Source organism: Pseudomonas sp. BNK-15, assembly GCF_047456105.1.
Classification (GTDB): domain Bacteria; phylum Pseudomonadota; class Gammaproteobacteria; order Pseudomonadales; family Pseudomonadaceae; genus Aquipseudomonas; species Aquipseudomonas putida_E.
The window spans coordinates 3,408,956-3,426,069 of sequence record NZ_CP179898.1; the positions used below are offsets into that span (position 1 = coordinate 3,408,956).

The window sequence follows — 17,114 nt, forward strand, 5'->3', positions numbered from 1 at the left end:
TTATGGATGATGCCGAGCGGCCTCGCCGAACGAAAATGCGAGCGGAGGGTGCCCGGCAGCGTCTCAAGCACATCAGGCTGCCGATTAGATTCATTACACGGTGGCTTAATCGGTGCGTCAATCCCCCCGTTAGCTGTGGTCACGGGCAGTAAACTCAAGCTGAGTGGAGACATGCGAATATGAATCGAGTGTTAGAGGAGCTCAGAATCCGACAAAAGTTTCTTGATAACTTGGGCCTCGGTAATGGTGGGGTAACGCAGCGGCTAAGGTACATGGCTATAGGTAGCAAGTCTTCATGAAAAACTATGACTCCAGTAGTGAAGTATGCGCCATCATCTCAGATCTTATGCGCGCCATCAAATACAGGAGTACGTCACAAGTCTCTGCTTGTGACTTCACTGATTCGGTAGGCCATATCGAGAGCATTTCGCTGAAGAGCAAACTTTTCCTGGGCGACGCACTGGTAATTGAGCCTAACCTTTTTATGGTTCAGGATCGCGCCACAACAGGTTCGCCCTTTTTCTTTCCCTCTAAGGCTCTAAGTGAGCATAAACAGAACGTGGTGCTTGGACAAGTACCAATGTTCAAAACGGATGTACAACGTATAAGGCGTTTTACCGAAATCGGACTTCTGGCGCCTTTGAGCTTGAATGGTGAATGGCGGTCTGCCAATGATCAAGTTGAAAATATAGTAAGCCGCACGCCCAATGCACGCTTTTTAGACTTTTCCAACAGCAGTTTCTTCAGTGCAGCTCCTTACGATCAGGGTGTGCTCATTTATCGTGACACGCATCACCTAAATGAACAGGAAGCTAGACGTTATGGGCGTTACGCTGCTGACGAACTACAACGAGCCTTCGCACTTCCTCAGTCCACGGTGAATCTGAAGCAATGAGTTATGAGCTACTACAAGTAGGGTGGTCGATGAGAGAGAGCATGTCGAACATAGCTTTTTGTCGATGTCAGAAGCTTCGATTTGCGCAATTAAGCAAGGAGGACTTGGCAGCATGATTGACTTAGGTAAAAAGACAGAAAGTAAAGTTTACGATTGTTATCTTATTGCCACTGTCCGTCACGCTAATAGCTAAAAGGTCGCGCCAATGTTCAATGACAGATTTATTTTGAATCACACCCTGATAAGACTATTGAATATAGGTATCAGAGGTGGGACGGTATTAGGTCGTTTCGTTCTCATTATTTTCCTCGCGAAAGTTTTACCTGAGGCCGATATGGGGAAGTTCGGTATCTTTGTCGCAACGGTCTTGCTTTGTGTGTTGGTGGTGGGGTTAGAGTTTAATAAGTACATGTATCGCGAGTTGTTTGCAAGTGGCATGGATGTTAGGGCGAAAGTGCTTGGCTCTCATGTAAAGACTATTGTTACTTTGTTTTTTTTAAGTGCACCTTTAATGTATGGTGTGTTTTTTTTCGGGCTTATTGAATCTAGATATGTTGTTTATTTTTATTCGGTTGTTTGTTTTGTTCTGATTTCCATGGAGCTACAGGCGTTGCTGACCGTGCTGGGTAATCAGTTACTATCCAGTATGGTGTATTTTGTGCAGACATCATCTTGGGTTTTTGTAGTGATACCAGTTCTTTATTTATTTCCGGCGTATAGAACGTTGGATTTCATATACATCGCTTGGGGGGTGGGTGCATTTGTTTCAATCTCCATAGCCCTTCTCTTTTTGAGGTATAGTAACATCCTGATAGACTTTAATGGTATGGGGGGCGCCTGGATAGTGCGCGGGCTTAAAAAATGCATAGTATTTTTGCTTTCTTCGCTGATGCTGAAGTTGCTTTTTACAGTTGATAGGTATGCAGTGGAGTATTACTCTACGCCAGAGTTGGTCGGTGTTTATGTATTTTATGTTAGTGTGGTCATGGGTATTTTTAATTTTCTAGAGCCAGCAGTTTTTTCGTTTATCTACCCGAAGCTTCTCAGGTTTTATAAGGAAGGCAATCAGAGCGCATATGCAATTGCGCATCGTGAGCTAGTGTGCGCTACTATTGTCGGAGTGTTTGTTATTGGTGTGTTCCTCTATTTTTCTGTTCCATGTGTCATTGATGTACTGAGTCTAGATGCTTATAGAAGTAACCTTGATAGCCTCTGGCTTTTAATACTTGCTGCTGGCGTTTTTATGCTCGGATATGTGCCTCATTATGTGCTCTTTAGTCGCGGGGACTTTAGTTGGCTATCATACTCTAACGCAGCCGCTCTTTTCGCTTTTTCGTTAGCTATATATTCTCTTTCGACCAGCTCTGTAATTGACTTGCTGGCCGGCAGTTTGTTGGTCGCCTTTTTAGTCGGTGGTGGGGTTAAGTTGTGCGGTGCTTATTTCTTCCAATATAGGCGGCCTCGATATGCGAAGTAAAATTCAAATTTCATACGGGTCCTTGATGTTTGGGGTGTTTGTATTTTTTGCGTACATGCTTGCAAAGGCACCGTTGCTTCTAGGTTCGGACATGGAACTTGATGCTCTCAAACTGTGCTTTCTTATGCTCCCCCTACTTGTATTGATGTTGGCTGCCGGAGCGTTGCTAGCTTTCTGCAAAAAAAACTATGCTTTGTTATTTTTGATTTCGTTTAATGCTTTGTTCTGTTTTAATTTAGTTGCAAGCGATTTTAACAGTTTCGGTTTTTTTAAATATGCATCCCTTTCATTGTTCTTGTCGCTGATAGCGTTGATGTATGGAGTGCTGCCCAAAAGGCACTCTTTGACTCAAGTATTGTTAACATTTGCCTGTCTATTGATACTCTACGGTCTGCTGGCTGTGATGTGGGGGGTAATTAAAGGGCAGCAATTTTCCCTGCGTGGATCAATTGGCATAAATGGTCCTATTGTATTTGGGCAGTTGATGATTACAGCAAGTGTTATATTTTTGTTGTATGGTTATCGCAGGTTCGTACTTGCGGCCATCTCTGCTGGGCTCTCGTTGCTATCGTTCTCCAAAGGTCCTATTGTGGCCGGGCTTTTTGTGTTTTTTTTAAGGCGTAAAGCTTTTGTTATTGTTCTGGGGTTTTTTGTAGGCATAATATTTATGTTTCTACCTCCCGATGTTCTCGATAATAGAATTATCTCATTCTCTAAATCCATAGTATCTTCGGTTGCTAGTGGGGACTATGAGCTCTTATTTAGTGGCGCAAATTATGGCTCCATTGGTGCGCGGTTAGAGCAATATATACTCGCAGGGCGTTTGCTTGGGGAGTTTCCAAGCGGTATTGGTTTTGGGCGATGGTCTGTATATTCTGTTCATGAATATCCTCATAACTTCTTTGTTGAAATCTTGGTTGAGCAGGGTTGGGTGCTTGGTGGATGTTCCCTGCTAATAATTTTGTTGTCATACTTCAAACTTTGCGATAGACGAATTAAGTATTTGTTTTTGATGTTTTTGTTGTTCTCGATGTTTAGTGGTTCTGTGTTGGATAACAAAGGTGTTTACATGGCTGTTTTTCTGGGCTTACTTTATAGGGATGGTTTTTTACTGACGGATGAACAAAAGCCCACTACTTAATTTTATTGCAATAGACTGCAAGCTAGTTTGAGATTTTTAATAAAGTTTGCGTGTGTTGAGGGCTTTTTTAGAGATTCGCTTGAAGAAAATAGCTTCTTTCAGAAATTTACTGTTCTAAAGAAATAGCAGAAAAAGTTGACTGGGTTTTGCGCTAAATATGCATCATAGGGTCTCGAAGGTTCGTGGGTTATAAGTTTTTTAGAGGTGTTGGCTGGGGCGGTTGAGCGTCAGTGGTGCTTGTCTAAGAAGTTCAGTTCGGATACTATTAAGTCAAATGTGCTGTCTGTGATTGGGGGTGCTCGGACAGGTCGGGATGTTGCTGGCCTGTTTAATGCAGGATTGTTTATGACTCATCATTGGCTAACGATTATCGCTGAGTGGTAAGCGGGGTTTTATGAAAGTTACAGTGTTCGGTACGGGTTATGTAGGGTTAGTTCAGGGCGCGATTTTGGCTGACGTTGGCCATCAGGTGGTGTGTCTTGATATTGATAATGATAAAGTCGAAAAGCTTTCTCGTGGTCAGATACCTATATACGAACCTGGTTTAGAATCAATAGTAAAATCTAGTTTGGAATCTGGAAATATTCATTTTACAACAGATTATAAATCAGCGATCGCTCATGGTGATGTGCTGTTCATTGCTGTAGGCACGCCCCCTGATGAAAATGGTTCTGCAGACCTGAAATATGTTTTAGACGTCGCTAGGTCAATTGCTCAAGAAATTGAAGACTATAAAATTATAGTCAATAAGTCGACTGTCCCTGTTGGAACTGCTGATAAGGTTCGGGCGAAAATTGATGAGGTTTTGGCTGAAAGGGCGAAATGCGTTACTTATGATGTTGTCTCGAACCCTGAGTTTTTAAAAGAAGGGTCCGCAGTAAATGACTGCCTGAGGCCTGATCGAATAATTATTGGTACAGACAGTGAGCGCGCTGAGTATGTGATGCGTGAACTTTATGCTCCGTTTAATAGAAATCATGAGAAAATCATCGTGATGGATTCACGTAGCGCTGAGCTCACTAAATATGCTGCTAACTGTATCCTAGCCACCAAGATTAGTTTCATTAATGAAATTGCAAGTTTGGCTGAAAAACTGGGTGCTGATGTAGAGAAAGTTAGAAATGGAATCGGTAGCGACCCACGGATTGGGTACGAATTCATTTATCCAGGTGTTGGGTATGGCGGTTCCTGCTTCCCTAAAGATGTCCAGGCTTTAATCAATACCGCGGACTCCATCGGTTTTGATGCAAAAGTATTGAAGGCTGTTGAAGAAAGAAACAATATTCAGAAAACTGTTATTTTTGACAAGATCTCACGCTGTTTTGGTCGTAATTTGAAGGGTAAAGTTTTTGCTCTCTGGGGTTTGAGTTTTAAACCCAATACCGATGACATGCGTGAAGCGCCGAGTCGGATTCTTATGGAGGCCTTGTGGGAGGCGGGTGCAGTTGTACAGGCTTATGATCCTGCAGCAATGGATGAGACTCGTCGAATTTACCCGAACGTTAATTCGCTAAAACTCTGCACATCGAAGGAGCTGGCACTAGAAGGTGCCGAGGCCCTCGTTATTATCACTGAGTGGAAGAGTTTTCGAGCACCTAACTTTGATCTGATCAAGGCTAGTCTTCGGAAGCCGATAATCTTTGATGGTCGTAATATTTATGATCCCGCTTCCGTGATTAGGGAAGGGTTTGAATATTACTCCATTGGGCGCCCATAAGTATTTCGTTTTAAGGTAGAAAAATATGGTTAAGTTTGCATTGGTTGGATGTGGTCGTATCGCTAAGCGTCATGCCGAATTGCTCGGTGGGGGTATTATTGAGCAGGGTGAGTTAGTAGCGGTTTGCGATGCTGATCTGGAAAAAGCAAAAGTATATGGAGAAAAGTACAGCGTTCCATATTACGCTGATATGCACGAAATGATGAGGTCGGTTGAGGTTGATGTTGTTTCGGTATTGACGGAAAGTGGAAATCACTCAAAAAATGTTATTGCCCTCAGTCAATATGGTAAACATATAGTAGTGGAAAAGCCAATGGCTTTAACGCTTGCAGATGCAGATGCAATGATTGCTGCCTGTGAAGAGGCAGGTGTAAAACTGTTTGTAGTTAAACAAAATCGCTTTAATGTTCCAGTTGTAAAACTTCGAGAAGCATTGGAACAAGGGCGATTTGGTAGATTAGTACTTGGGACCGTACGTGTGCGTTGGTGTCGACCTCAAGCTTATTATAATCAGGATAGTTGGCGTGGTACGTGGGCAATGGATGGTGGAGTCCTTACTAACCAAGCTAGCCATCATGTCGACTTGCTTGAATGGATGATGGGTGAAGTCGAATCTGTATATGCAATGGCGAGTACAGCATTGGTTGATATTGAGGCAGAGGATACGGCTGTTGTAACACTGCGCTTCAAGAACGGCGCACTTGGCGTGATTGAGGCTACTACCGCCACTCGCCCCAGGGATCTTGAAGGGTCGCTGTCAATCGTGGGTGAGCACGGTGCAGTTGAGGTAGGCGGTATTGCTGTCAATGAGATGAAAGCATGGCGGTTCGCTGAAGAGACAGACGATGATCAGCAAGTCATGGAGCGTTACTCTGTAAATCCGCCCAATGTTTATGGTTTTGGTCATCAGGCATACTATGAGCATGTCGTCGATGTTATTGAGAATGGCCAGCCTCAATTGGTAGACGGTCAGGGGGCGCGCAAGAGTCTTGCGCTCATCGTCGCGATTTATGAGTCAATCGAAACTGGCAAGGAAGTATTCCTGAGCAAGTCTACAGGCAAGTGTCGGTTGGGTGCATAAATGAACAATCTGATCGAGAAGTTTTCGGCTGTTCGTGACGTAGACTTTGGTCATGATGTTACTGTAGTACAGCCAGTGAATATCTACGGCTGCAGGATTGGTAGCAATACTTTTGTAGGGCCTTTTGTTGAAATCCAAAAAAGTGTTGTGATTGGTCAGCGTTGCAAAATTCAGTCACATAGCTTCATCTGTGAATTGGTCAGCATTGGCGATGATTGCTTTATCGGCCATGGGGTGATGTTTGTTAACGATTTATTCTCTGCGGGCGGTCCGGCTCGAGGAGATAAAACACTATGGAAAAAAACGCTGATCGGTGACAATGTATCTATAGGGAGTAATGCAACTATACTGCCAGTCAGTATCTGCTCCAATGTCGTGATCGGCGCCGGTGCAGTAGTAACAAAGAATATTGAAAAGCCAGGTGTCTATGCTGGCAATCCTGCTAAGAAAATTAGGTGAGATCAATGGTCAAGTTTTTGGATCTGCACTCGCAATACCTTTCTATTCGCGAAGATATTGATGCTGCAATCGGTGGAGTGCTTGCTAACTCTAGCTTCATTGGTGGGCAGGGGTTAGCTGCTTTCGAGCAAGAGTTTGCCAGTTATTGTGATGCGAATTTCTGCCTCGGTGTTGGTAACGGTACCGACGCACTTGAAATTGCTTTAGAAGCACTTGCATTGCCTGCTGGGAGCGAAGTGCTAGTTCCTGGTAATAGCTTCATCGCGAGTTCTGAAGCCGTAACTCGTTGTGGACACAAAGTCGTCTTTGTTGATAATCACGAAGCGAGCTATGTTCTTGATATTGAGGACGTCCTCCGGAAAATTACGTCGAACACAAAGGCTATCATTGCTGTACATCTCTACGGTCACCCCTGTGACATGAAGCGACTTAAAGAAATAGGTGCTGAAAAAGGCATATACATCATAGAGGACTGTGCCCAAGCACATGGCGCTGAGTTTGAAGGTAAGCGGGTTGGGGGACTTGGTGATATTGCAGCTTTCAGCTTTTACCCAGGTAAAAATCTAGGAGCTTATGGTGACGGCGGTGCCATTGTAACGAATAATGAAGCGCTAGCCATTAAGTGTCGCCAGATCGCAAATCATGGACGTATTGCCAAGTACGATCACGCTTTTGAGGGGCGCAATTCTCGCTTAGACGGACTTCAGGCTGCTGTTTTGAGTGTTAAGCTTAAGCAGCTCGATGCTTGGACTTCTAAGCGTATAGATATCGCTGATCGTTATATGCAAGGGCTTTCAGGGATACCAGGATTAACGCTCCCTGTCCGCCAAGACTGGGCTAAGCAGGTGTACCACTTATTTGTAGTGCGTACGGAACAGCGTGACGAATTAAAGTCGTTCTTGGAAGCGGCTGGTATTGAAACGGGTGTTCATTATCCGAAAGCGTTGCCTAAATTGCAGGCATATAGCTATTTGCAACAAATAGACAGCGCAGCGAATTATTACATTCAGGACTCCACCCTTCTGAGTCTTCCAATTGGGGAACACCTGTCTTTCGAACAGGTTGATGTTGTTATTAGTGCAGTTAAAAGCTTCTTTGAACTCGTTAATGCCAGTGAATAATATTTGCTGTTGTTAGCGTCTTTCGCGGGGTTAATTTTAGCGCGGCTGGATCTGTCATCAACGCTTATGGAGTCATAGGCGTTGTTCGCTTAGAATTAGGTTTTTCTTTTTGTATGATGCGCACGCTTTGCATCAAAATGTGCATCTTTTTGAGTTTACTGTTGACGAGCTATGTGTTGATATTGCTCGAGATACGTGATATTTCATAATTTTTTAATTCATAAAGATAATCTCAGGGTGGAGTCATGAATGTTTGGTTGATCAAGCTTGAGGAGCCGGTTCCGCTGGATGCTGATTATCGGCCTTACCGCATGGGTATGCTTGAGCGCGAATTGGTCTCCAATGGGCATAATGTTGTAAGATGGTGCTCAGATTTAAATCACTTGACTGGCCTCCATCGTTACGGAGTTTCTTGTTCTGTAAAGTATTCCGACAGGCAGCAGTACGAGTTTATAAATAGTGGGGTTAAGTATAAATCTCCTATTTCAATTGGTCGTATAATCGATAATTTTTTAGTAAAACTCAAAATTCAAAAGCGAGCTAGGGAACTAAAGACACCTGACTTGATTGTTTGTAGTATGCCGACTCCCGCGCTTTGTAAATTGGCTGCGATTTTGGCGCGTGAATATGAGATTCCTCTGGTTTTGGACTGTCGCGATTATTGGCCTGAAATAATATTGGCTGAAGCAACAGGTTGGAAGTCTCTCGCCGCCAGGTTGCTAGTTTTCAAGATGCGCCGTGATCTCGTTTTTGCTTGCAAGCAGTCACATTCATTTGTAGGTATCACCGAGTTTTTTACTCGTCATTTATTGAAGTATTCCGGTCGTCCTTCTACATCCTATGATGTGGTGTTTCCTTTAGGTTTCGATTCTGCGGCCGTTATTTGTTCGGAAAAGAATCGCCAAGCAGCATTCGATTTTTGGGCTCGGCATGGGATTGCTTTGGGGCAGGGGCAAAGGGTCGTTTACTTTGCCGGCCGGTTGAATCGTACAGTTTATGACGCTATTCAGCCTGTTGTTGAGGCAGCGGAGAAATTTTCGGAAGTGCATCCCGATATTGTTTTTGTTTTATGCGGATCTGGAAGCTATCAAACGTTAATTAAAGAAAAAATTTCGCGGTTGCCCAATGTTGTTCTCCCGGGCGAGGTAGATGCTACTTTGCTCAAGATATTAAGAGAGCATTCGGTCGCTGCAATACAACCAGTAGCTCGACGGATCGATTATCAGAATTCCTATTCAAATAAATTTTTTGAATATCTGAGTTCTGGTTTGCCAATTTTTTCGTGGCTGGACGGAGTTTCAGGCCAGAAGTTAGTGGCTGAGCAGTGTGGTTATATATATAACAGCTCTGCTGAGTTGGTCGACAAGATGTCTATCTTTTTTAGTGATGATAATCTTCAGGCTGAAATGTCTAGTCGTGCCAAGAAATTATTTGCTCGAGAGTTTGAGGCGAAGGCTGTGTACGGTGATTATGCTCGCCATCTAGAGGCGGTGGTTGAAGAAGGCTTGTCCAGGACTTCTATTTGATGTGGTTAGGGATGCATATATGATTAAGCGTATTTTTGATATTGTCGCTTCTTTTTTTGGTATTTTGATTTTGTCACCAGTTTTGATGTTGGTGGCTTGGGCGGTAAAGAGAAAATTGGGGTCTCCAATCCTATTTCGGCAAGTGCGCCCAGGTGCGCAGGGTGCTCCTTTTGAGATGATTAAGTTCAGAACTATGCTGGACGCTCAAGACCATAAAGGGAAGCCACTTCCAGACGCAGAGAGAATGACAGCTTTTGGAAAGTTTCTTCGTTCAACAAGTTTAGATGAGCTTCCTGAACTGTGGAATGTATTAAAGGGTGAAATGAGTATTGTTGGGCCTCGCCCTTTGTTGATGGAGTATCTTCCTCTTTACAATGAGAGGCAAAATCTGCGACATAAAATTCGGCCCGGTATTACAGGTTGGGCGCAGGTTAATGGGCGTAACGCTTTGAGTTGGGAGGAGAAATTCGAACTCGATGCTTGGTATGTGGAAAATCGTACTTTGTTGTTGGATCTTAAAATAATTGCGCTGACTATAGTCAAGGTATTCAAGAGAGATGGTGTTTCTGCGGATGGAGAAGTTACCATGTCTAAGTTCCAGGGTAACAAAAAATGAGGCGGCTGGCTATACTTGGCGCCAGTGGACATGGAAAAGTAGTTGCTGATACCGCTGAGCTTTGTGGGTGGTCAGATATTTCATTCTTTGATGACTGTTGGCCTACACGGTTGTCGAACGGTAGTTGGAAAATTTCCGGTTCCGGAGACGATCTTCTCAAGCGATTGGGTGAATTTGATGGTGTGGTCGTCGCTATAGGAAATAACAATATACGCGAGGTGAAAATATCCGAACTTCAGAGGCACGGTGCTGTACTGGTCACTCTCATTCACCCTTTTGCTTGCGTTAGTCGCTATGCCGATGTCGGAGTAGCTACTGTCATATTTGCTGGGGCGGTATTGCATGCGGGCGCAGCGGTGGGGGTCGGCTGTATACTAAATACAGGCTGCAGTGTTGATCATGACTGCCTTCTCGGTCACTCGGTTCATATAAGTCCTGGTGCTCGACTTGCGGGCAATGTCAGAGTCGGAGCTCGCTCTTGGGTGGGCATAGGTGCTAGCGTCAGGCAAATGATTACTTTGGGCGATGACGTCGTTGTCGGCGTTGGTGCGGCCGTTGTCGCAGATGTTAGGGCAGGGATTACAGTGATTGGCGTACCCGCTCGCCCCCTAAATTAGTTCCCCAAATCTCTTGGCGTGGTTGTAGACTGTGTCATAACCCTTTCGCGCTCTTGCGAGTCTGATCAATCAGGATCTGTTCATGCTGAATACCCCTTTCTCTCCTTGGCCATCTTTTTCTGAAGAAGAGGCGGACCGCGTACGGGATATCATCTTGTCTAACAAGGTGAATTACTGGACTGGGCAGGAATGCCGTCACTTTGAGCATGAATTTGCAGACTGGGCTGGAGCGAAGCATGCCGTGGCCGTCGCAAATGGTACGGTAGCGCTCGATCTGGCGTTGCATGCGTTGGGCGTTGGTAAGGGTGACGAAGTGATCGTCACCTCTCGTACATTTCTCGCTTCGGTATCAAGTATCGTCAACGCTGGCGCTTGTCCAGTGTTCGCGGATGTGAATGTCGATTCCCAGAATATCGACGCTTACACCATCAAGGCGGTGATTACTCCTCGCACAAAAGCCATTATATGTGTTCACCTCGCAGGATGGCCTTGTGATATGGATCCGATCATGGCGTTGGCGCAAGAGCACGGTATACGTGTTATCGAAGATTGTGCACAAGCGCACGGTGCCCGCTACAAAGGTAGGCCTGTCGGTTCTATTGGCGATATCGGGGCTTGGTCGTTCTGTCAGGATAAGATTATGACCACCGGCGGCGAGGGTGGCATGGTCACCACCAATGATAAAGAATTATGGTCAACAATGTGGTCGTTCAAAGATCATGGTAAGAGCTGGGAAGCGGTCTACGAACGTCAGCATGCCCCCGGATTCCGCTGGCTGCATGAAAGTTTTGGTACCAATTGGAGGATGCTTGAGGTCCAAGGTGGGATCGGTCGGATTCAATTGAAGCGAATGCCAGAGTGGCATCAGTCGCGATTAGAAAATGCTCAGCGCATCTGGGAGTGCGCCAAAGGCCTACCCGGACTTCGGGTTCCTGTTATCCCGGAAGATAATGTACATGCGGCTTACAAATGCTACGTGTTTGTTGAGCCAGGACAGCTTGCTTCAGGTTGGGATAGAGATCGACTACTAAATGAAATAAATTCCCTTGGCGTGCCTTGTTTCTCGGGTTCCTGTTCAGAGGTATATCTTGAGAAAGCATTCGATGACACAGGCTTTAGGCCAGAGAAAAGTCTGCCTGTTGCAAGTCAACTGGGAGAAACTAGCCTCATGTTCTTGGTCCATCCAACGCTGACAGATGCTGAAATCGCGAAGACGTGTGAGGTGCTGACAAGAGTCATGCGCCAAGCAGCAGGCAAATGAAATGCATTACGACCCGTACGCTGGCGCGCGAGTCGTACTCTTTTATGCCTGGTGTTGGTGGGTCAAGTTGCCTTAAGCGGGCACGTATGAAAATGAAACAGGAAGGGATCTGGTTTGGTTCGGAATCAGGAGTGTAAACGGATGACGGATAAGCTGCGCGCGGGAATGCTACTTTTGCCGCGACGCTACAAACGCGCGCTCCAAGTCGTAACCGACGTGTTGTTGGTATGGTTCGCCCTTTGGTTAGCGTTTTTGGTACGTCTTGGCATTGATGAGATTTATCAGCCACTGCGCACACACTATTGGCTTTTTTTAGCCGCGCCAGTCGTCGCCATACCTATCTTTATCCGTTTTGGCATGTACCGTGCTGTCATGCGGTATTTCGGTAATGACGCATTAATTGCTATTGTTAAAGCTGTTTCTTTATCTTCACTGATACTTTCGCTAATCGTTTATTGGCATAGCAATCATACTGCAGTAGTTCCGCGCTCTATCGTTTTCAATTACTGGTGGCTAAGCCTGGTGCTGATCGGTGGTCTTAGATTGATCATGCGGCAGTATTTTTTGGGTGATTGGTTTGCAGCCCGGCAGCATGTACCTTTCACCAATCGCGATAATGGTTTACCGAAAGTTGCGATCTATGGCGCTGGTGCTGCAGGAAATCAGTTAATCGCTGCATTGAGAATTGGGCGCGTTATGCGACCGGTTGCTTTCATTGATGATGATGAAAGTGTTGCGGATCGCGTCATTTCTGGGCTTCAAGTATTTCGTGGAAAAGATATTCAGCGAATGATTGATGTTACCGGTGCTGAAGAGATCTTGCTGGCTATTCCTTCTGCCAGTCGTGCGCGTCGAAGAGAAATACTGGGGCTATTAGAGCACTTCCCACTCCACGTCCGTAGTATCCCTGGGTTCATGGATTTGGCCAGTGGCCGGGTAAAAGTCGATGATATTCAAGAGGTTGATATTGCCGACCTATTGGGCCGTGATGCCGTACCCGCGCAGACTGACTTGCTTGCTCGTTGCGTATCTGGCCAAGTCGTAATGGTAACAGGCGCCGGTGGCTCCATTGGTTCGGAACTATGCCGGCAGATACTCATGCTCGAGCCTAAAACCCTCCTTTTATTCGAGCATAGTGAATTTAATCTTTATAGCATTCATGGGGAACTAGAGCAGCGTATTCGGCGCGAGTCCTTGCCAGTCACGCTGGTCCCATTCCTAGGCTCCATTCGTAATCAGAAGCATTTGGCAGACACCATGAAGATGTGGGGGGTAGACACCGTTTACCACGCTGCCGCCTACAAACATGTCCCAATGGTTGAGCACAACATTGCCGAAGGTGTCCTGAATAACGTGATTGGGACGCTGAATACAGCGCAGGCAGCTCTGCAGTCCAATGTGGCCAATTTCGTACTTATTTCGACCGACAAAGCTGTGCGACCAACCAATGTCATGGGTAGCACAAAAAGGTTGGCTGAACTAGTTCTTCAGGCGTTGAGTAGAGAAGCTGCGCCTGTTTTGTTTGGGGACAGTAGCAAAGTTGCGAGAGTTAATAAAACTCGCTTTACAATGGTACGCTTTGGCAATGTTCTTGGATCTTCAGGGTCGGTGATCCCATTATTTCACAAGCAGATCAAGATGGGCGGGCCATTGACGGTAACTCACCCCAAGATTACCAGATACTTCATGACCATTCCTGAGGCTGCTCAGCTTGTTATTCAGGCTGGCTCGATGGGGCAGGGCGGAGACGTATTCGTATTGGACATGGGCGAGCCTGTAAAAATTGCTTCATTGGCTGAGAAGATGATTCACCTTTCGGGGTTGAGCGTAAGATCTGAAAAAAATCCTCATGGTGACATTGCAATTGAATTTACAGGACTACGACCTGGCGAAAAGCTTTACGAAGAACTTTTGATTGGCGATAACGTTCTGCCAACCCAGCACCCGATGATCATGACAGCCAGCGAGGATTTCTTAGCGTGGGATGCGCTTAGAGATAGCTTGTCTTTGTTGGTTAAAGCAGTTGAAACTGAGGACTTTTCGCGCGTCCGCCAGCTACTTAGAGAGTTGGTTAGTGGTTACACACCCGAAGGGGAGATTGTGGACTGGGTGTATCAGCAGCGGATGAAAGAAATTTAGTTTCTTTCATAGTTCGTCGGCAGTTTTCGAACTGCCGACTGCTTGCCGGTAGAGTAGTATTTTCAATTCGATAGGCTAAGAGTTATAGGCTAGGGCTTTTAGTTGCTGGGGATGTTTGATTTTGGCCTACTTCAGTGCCAATGCTTGAACTTGAGAAAGTTACTGAATAACGGCCCAGATTTGTGGGGTCTCGTGCGAAATCAACAGCGCCGCCCTCTGTGTTCCACTTATAGGCGTCAGCCTCATACGAAGCACCTGACTGTAGTTTTACCCATTGGGTAGCACTAGTGGCAGGCTTACCGAGTTTGTCCGTGAGCATCTCTTTAACTAGATACAAGTTACTAGCATTACCGGTCAACACTAGTTGAATGACAGTGCCATCATTCACCGTAGCGAACAATTTATAGCCCGGTGAAATTGGCAAATATGGCAGCCCTCGCACCTCAAACTCACCCGCTTTGGTGGTAGCGACACGGCAAGGCTCGTCGGGGCGTTCATCTTCCGCTGAACATTCTGGCACCTCGGCCATGAAATTGCCCTGCAGGTCAACACCCAGGAACGCGCTCGGCGCGATCACTCGGTCAGCAACCTGCGTGGATTGCGCCCAGACAGGCGCGGCAGCAAACGCGGCCGCAAGAACGACCGAATGAGAAATATAAGGCATGAACGATCCCTGTGAGCCAAGATGGCTTTTCCTGAGAGGAATTCGTATTTTGCCCCGCCGGCGATGACAGAACAACTGCCAAAAGCGTGAACGGCGTCTTACCGGCACACTCCTGCATCATTCCCGTCTAGAATTGCGGCATCAATCGTCAACCATCAGCCACGAGAAGCGTTCAACCCTATGACAATCCTGGTAACCGGCGGCGCCGGCTTCATTGGTGCGAATTTCGTGCTGGATTGGGTAAGCCAGTTCGGCGAAACCATCGTCAACCTGGACAAGCTGACCTACGCCGGCAACCTGCAGAGCCTGGCCAGCCTGGAGGGCAACCCGCAGCATGTTTTCGTGCACGGTGATATCGGTGACGGCCCGCTGGTACAGCGCCTGCTGGCAGAGCACCGCCCGCGTGCAGTGCTCAACTTCGCCGCCGAGTCGCACGTCGACCGCTCCATTCATGGCCCGCAGGCGTTCGTTGAAACCAACGTTGTAGGCACGTTCCAGCTGCTTGAGGCGGTGCGTGCTTACTGGCAGGGCATGGACGAGGAAGCACGTGCGGCCTTCCGCTTCCTTCATGTTTCAACCGATGAGGTTTATGGCTCGCTGAAAGCCGGTGAGCCTGCCTTTACCGAAACCCATCAGTACCAGCCAAACAGCCCGTACTCCGCAAGCAAGGCGGCCAGCGACCACCTGGTGCGTTCCTATCACCACACCTACGGGCTGCCGGTGCTGACCACCAATTGCTCGAACAATTACGGCCCACTGCATTTCCCCGAGAAGCTGATCCCGCTGATCATCGTCAACGCCCTGGCCGGGAAGGCGCTGCCTGTATACGGCGATGGGCAGCAGATTCGCGACTGGCTTTACGTCAAGGACCACTGCTGCGCCATCCGCCGTGTGCTGGCAGCAGGGCAGGTGGGTGAGGTGTACAACGTCGGTGGCTGGAACGAGATGCCCAACCTGGACATCGTCCATCGCGTTTGTGCGCTACTCGATGAGCTGCGCCCGCGTACCGATGGGCAGCCGTATGCCAGCCAGATCAGCTTTGTCACCGACCGCCCTGGCCACGACCGCCGCTACGCTATCGATGCCCGCAAGCTGGAGCGTGAGCTGGGCTGGAAGCCGGCCGAAACCTTCGAAACGGGCATTCGTAAAACCGTGCAGTGGTACCTGGATAACCAGGCCTGGGTCGAAGGTGTGCAATCGGGCAGCTATCGCGAATGGGTCGAGAAGAATTACACCGGGCGTTCGGTGTAAAGGCGCTGAAAACTGGGTGGCTACCCTATAATGGCAAAAAGATGGCTGGCAACTAGCCATGGACGCCTGACAGAGATTTACAACCTATGAGCACTATCAACCGCAAAGGCATCATTCTGGCTGGGGGCTCGGGCACGCGCCTGCACCCTGCGACGCTGGCGATTTCCAAGCAGTTGCTGCCGGTTTACGACAAACCGATGATTTATTACCCGCTGACCACGCTGATGCTGGCGGGCATTCGCGACATCCTGATCATCTCTACCCCGCAAGACACGCCGCGTTTCGCGCAGCTGCTGGGGGATGGTCACCAGTGGGGCATCAACATTACCTATGCGGTGCAGCCTTCGCCGGACGGCCTGGCACAGGCCTTCATCATTGGCGAAGGCTTCATTGGCAACGACCTTTCGGCGCTGGTGTTGGGAGATAACATCTTCTACGGCCACGACTTCCAGGCCTTGTTGCTCGAAGCCATGGGCCGCCGCGAAGGCGCCAGCGTATTCGCCTACCACGTGACCGACCCTGAACGGTATGGCGTGGTGGAGTTCGACAGCCAGGGCAAGGCCCTGAGCCTGGAAGAAAAGCCGACCCAGCCGAAGTCCAATTACGCCGTGACGGGCCTGTACTTCTACGATCAGGATGTGATCGAGATGGCCAAAGGGCTCAAGCCCTCGCCGCGAGGCGAGCTGGAGATTACCGACCTCAACCGCTTGTACCTTGAGCGTGAGCAGTTGTCGGTGGAAGTGATGGGGCGTGGGTATGCATGGCTCGATACCGGCACCCATGATTCCCTGCTTGAAGCCAGCGGTTACATTGCCACCATCGAGCGCCGCCAGGGCTTGAAGGTCGCCTGCCCAGAAGAAGTGGCTTACCGCCAGCGCTGGATTGATGCAGAGCAGCTGGCCAGGCTGGCCGCGCCGCTTACCAAGAACGGTTACGGGCAGTACCTGCAACGGGTGCTGCGCGACACGATCTTCTGACAGTGAAAGTTCTGTGCACGCCTGCCGTGGGAGCTTTTACCCGGCAGGTGTGCAACATGCTGTGACGTCTAATCTGGTAACCATTCCCTGGCGGCAACCGCTGGGCGAATGGCCTGCGAGCCGCTAGTTTGAGGGGGCAGCCAAGGAGATTGCTGCATTCAAACTCAACTCA

General features: G+C 47.6%; 15 protein-coding genes. 14 read left to right on the forward strand and 1 reads right to left on the reverse strand.

Going from position 1 to position 17,114, the window contains the following annotated elements; translation table 11 throughout:
* Window positions 1–295 precede the first annotated feature (295 nt).
* The 12 genes from ACMGF5_RS15565 (at window position 296) to ACMGF5_RS15620 (ending at window position 14,050) form a co-directional block, all read left to right on the forward strand.
* The gene (locus tag ACMGF5_RS15565; protein ID WP_414156935.1) at window positions 296–895 is read left to right on the forward strand and encodes a hypothetical protein; all 600 of its coding nucleotides are present in this window, start codon (window positions 296–298) and stop codon (window positions 893–895) included.
* 205 nt (window positions 896–1,100) lie between these two features.
* A complete protein-coding gene (locus ACMGF5_RS15570; protein WP_414156936.1) occupies window positions 1,101–2,372 on the forward strand; it encodes a hypothetical protein in 1,272 nt (423 codons plus the stop codon).
* Between the two features lie 91 nt (window positions 2,373–2,463).
* The gene (locus ACMGF5_RS15575; protein WP_414156937.1) at window positions 2,464–3,513 is read left to right on the forward strand and encodes a hypothetical protein; all 1,050 of its coding nucleotides are present in this window, start codon (window positions 2,464–2,466) and stop codon (window positions 3,511–3,513) included.
* A gap of 394 nt (window positions 3,514–3,907) precedes the next feature.
* Window positions 3,908–5,230 carry a UDP-glucose dehydrogenase family protein gene (locus tag ACMGF5_RS15580; RefSeq protein WP_414156938.1) on the forward strand — a complete coding sequence of 441 codons (1,323 nt, stop codon included), beginning with the start codon at window positions 3,908–3,910 and terminating at the stop codon, window positions 5,228–5,230.
* A 25-nt stretch (window positions 5,231–5,255) separates the two neighbouring features.
* On the forward strand, window positions 5,256–6,311 hold the full coding sequence (locus ACMGF5_RS15585; protein ID WP_414156939.1) for a Gfo/Idh/MocA family protein: 1,056 nt from the start codon (window positions 5,256–5,258) through the stop codon (window positions 6,309–6,311).
* Entirely contained in the window at window positions 6,312–6,770 is a 459-nt protein-coding gene (locus ACMGF5_RS15590; RefSeq protein ID WP_414156940.1) for an acyltransferase, read from the forward strand. It begins immediately after the preceding gene.
* A 5-nt stretch (window positions 6,771–6,775) separates the two neighbouring features.
* On the forward strand, window positions 6,776–7,891 hold the full coding sequence (locus ACMGF5_RS15595; RefSeq protein WP_414156941.1) for a DegT/DnrJ/EryC1/StrS family aminotransferase: 1,116 nt from the start codon (window positions 6,776–6,778) through the stop codon (window positions 7,889–7,891).
* Window positions 7,892–8,136: 245 nt separating this feature from the next.
* Complete coding sequence (locus ACMGF5_RS15600; RefSeq protein ID WP_414156942.1) at window positions 8,137–9,417, forward strand: glycosyltransferase; 1,281 nt, start codon at window positions 8,137–8,139, stop codon at window positions 9,415–9,417.
* 19 nt (window positions 9,418–9,436) lie between these two features.
* The gene (locus ACMGF5_RS15605; protein WP_414156943.1) at window positions 9,437–10,033 is read left to right on the forward strand and encodes a sugar transferase; all 597 of its coding nucleotides are present in this window, start codon (window positions 9,437–9,439) and stop codon (window positions 10,031–10,033) included.
* Window positions 10,030–10,650, forward strand: coding sequence for a NeuD/PglB/VioB family sugar acetyltransferase (locus ACMGF5_RS15610; RefSeq protein ID WP_414156944.1), 621 nt, complete (start codon window positions 10,030–10,032; stop codon window positions 10,648–10,650). Before ACMGF5_RS15605 ends, ACMGF5_RS15610 begins: the two co-directional genes overlap by 4 nt.
* Window positions 10,651–10,732: 82 nt before the next feature.
* On the forward strand, window positions 10,733–11,911 hold the full coding sequence (locus ACMGF5_RS15615) for a DegT/DnrJ/EryC1/StrS family aminotransferase (protein WP_414156945.1): 1,179 nt from the start codon (window positions 10,733–10,735) through the stop codon (window positions 11,909–11,911).
* A gap of 141 nt (window positions 11,912–12,052) precedes the next feature.
* Window positions 12,053–14,050, forward strand: coding sequence for a polysaccharide biosynthesis protein (locus ACMGF5_RS15620; RefSeq protein WP_204920302.1), 1,998 nt, complete (start codon window positions 12,053–12,055; stop codon window positions 14,048–14,050).
* An 82-nt stretch (window positions 14,051–14,132) separates the two neighbouring features.
* On the opposite strand, the gene ACMGF5_RS15625 is transcribed toward ACMGF5_RS15620, so the two are convergent.
* On the reverse strand, window positions 14,133–14,714 hold the full coding sequence (locus ACMGF5_RS15625) for a hypothetical protein (RefSeq protein ID WP_414156946.1): 582 nt from the start codon (window positions 14,712–14,714) through the stop codon (window positions 14,133–14,135).
* A 180-nt stretch (window positions 14,715–14,894) separates the two neighbouring features.
* On the opposite strand from ACMGF5_RS15625, the gene rfbB reads away from it, so the two are divergent.
* On the forward strand, window positions 14,895–15,965 hold the full coding sequence (gene rfbB, locus ACMGF5_RS15630; RefSeq protein ID WP_414156947.1) for a dTDP-glucose 4,6-dehydratase: 1,071 nt from the start codon (window positions 14,895–14,897) through the stop codon (window positions 15,963–15,965).
* 95 nt (window positions 15,966–16,060) lie between these two features.
* Window positions 16,061–16,942 (forward strand): glucose-1-phosphate thymidylyltransferase RfbA, encoded by an 882-nt coding sequence (gene rfbA / locus ACMGF5_RS15635; protein WP_414157858.1) that lies wholly within the window; start codon window positions 16,061–16,063, stop codon window positions 16,940–16,942.
* Window positions 16,943–17,114: the final 172 nt, after the last annotated feature.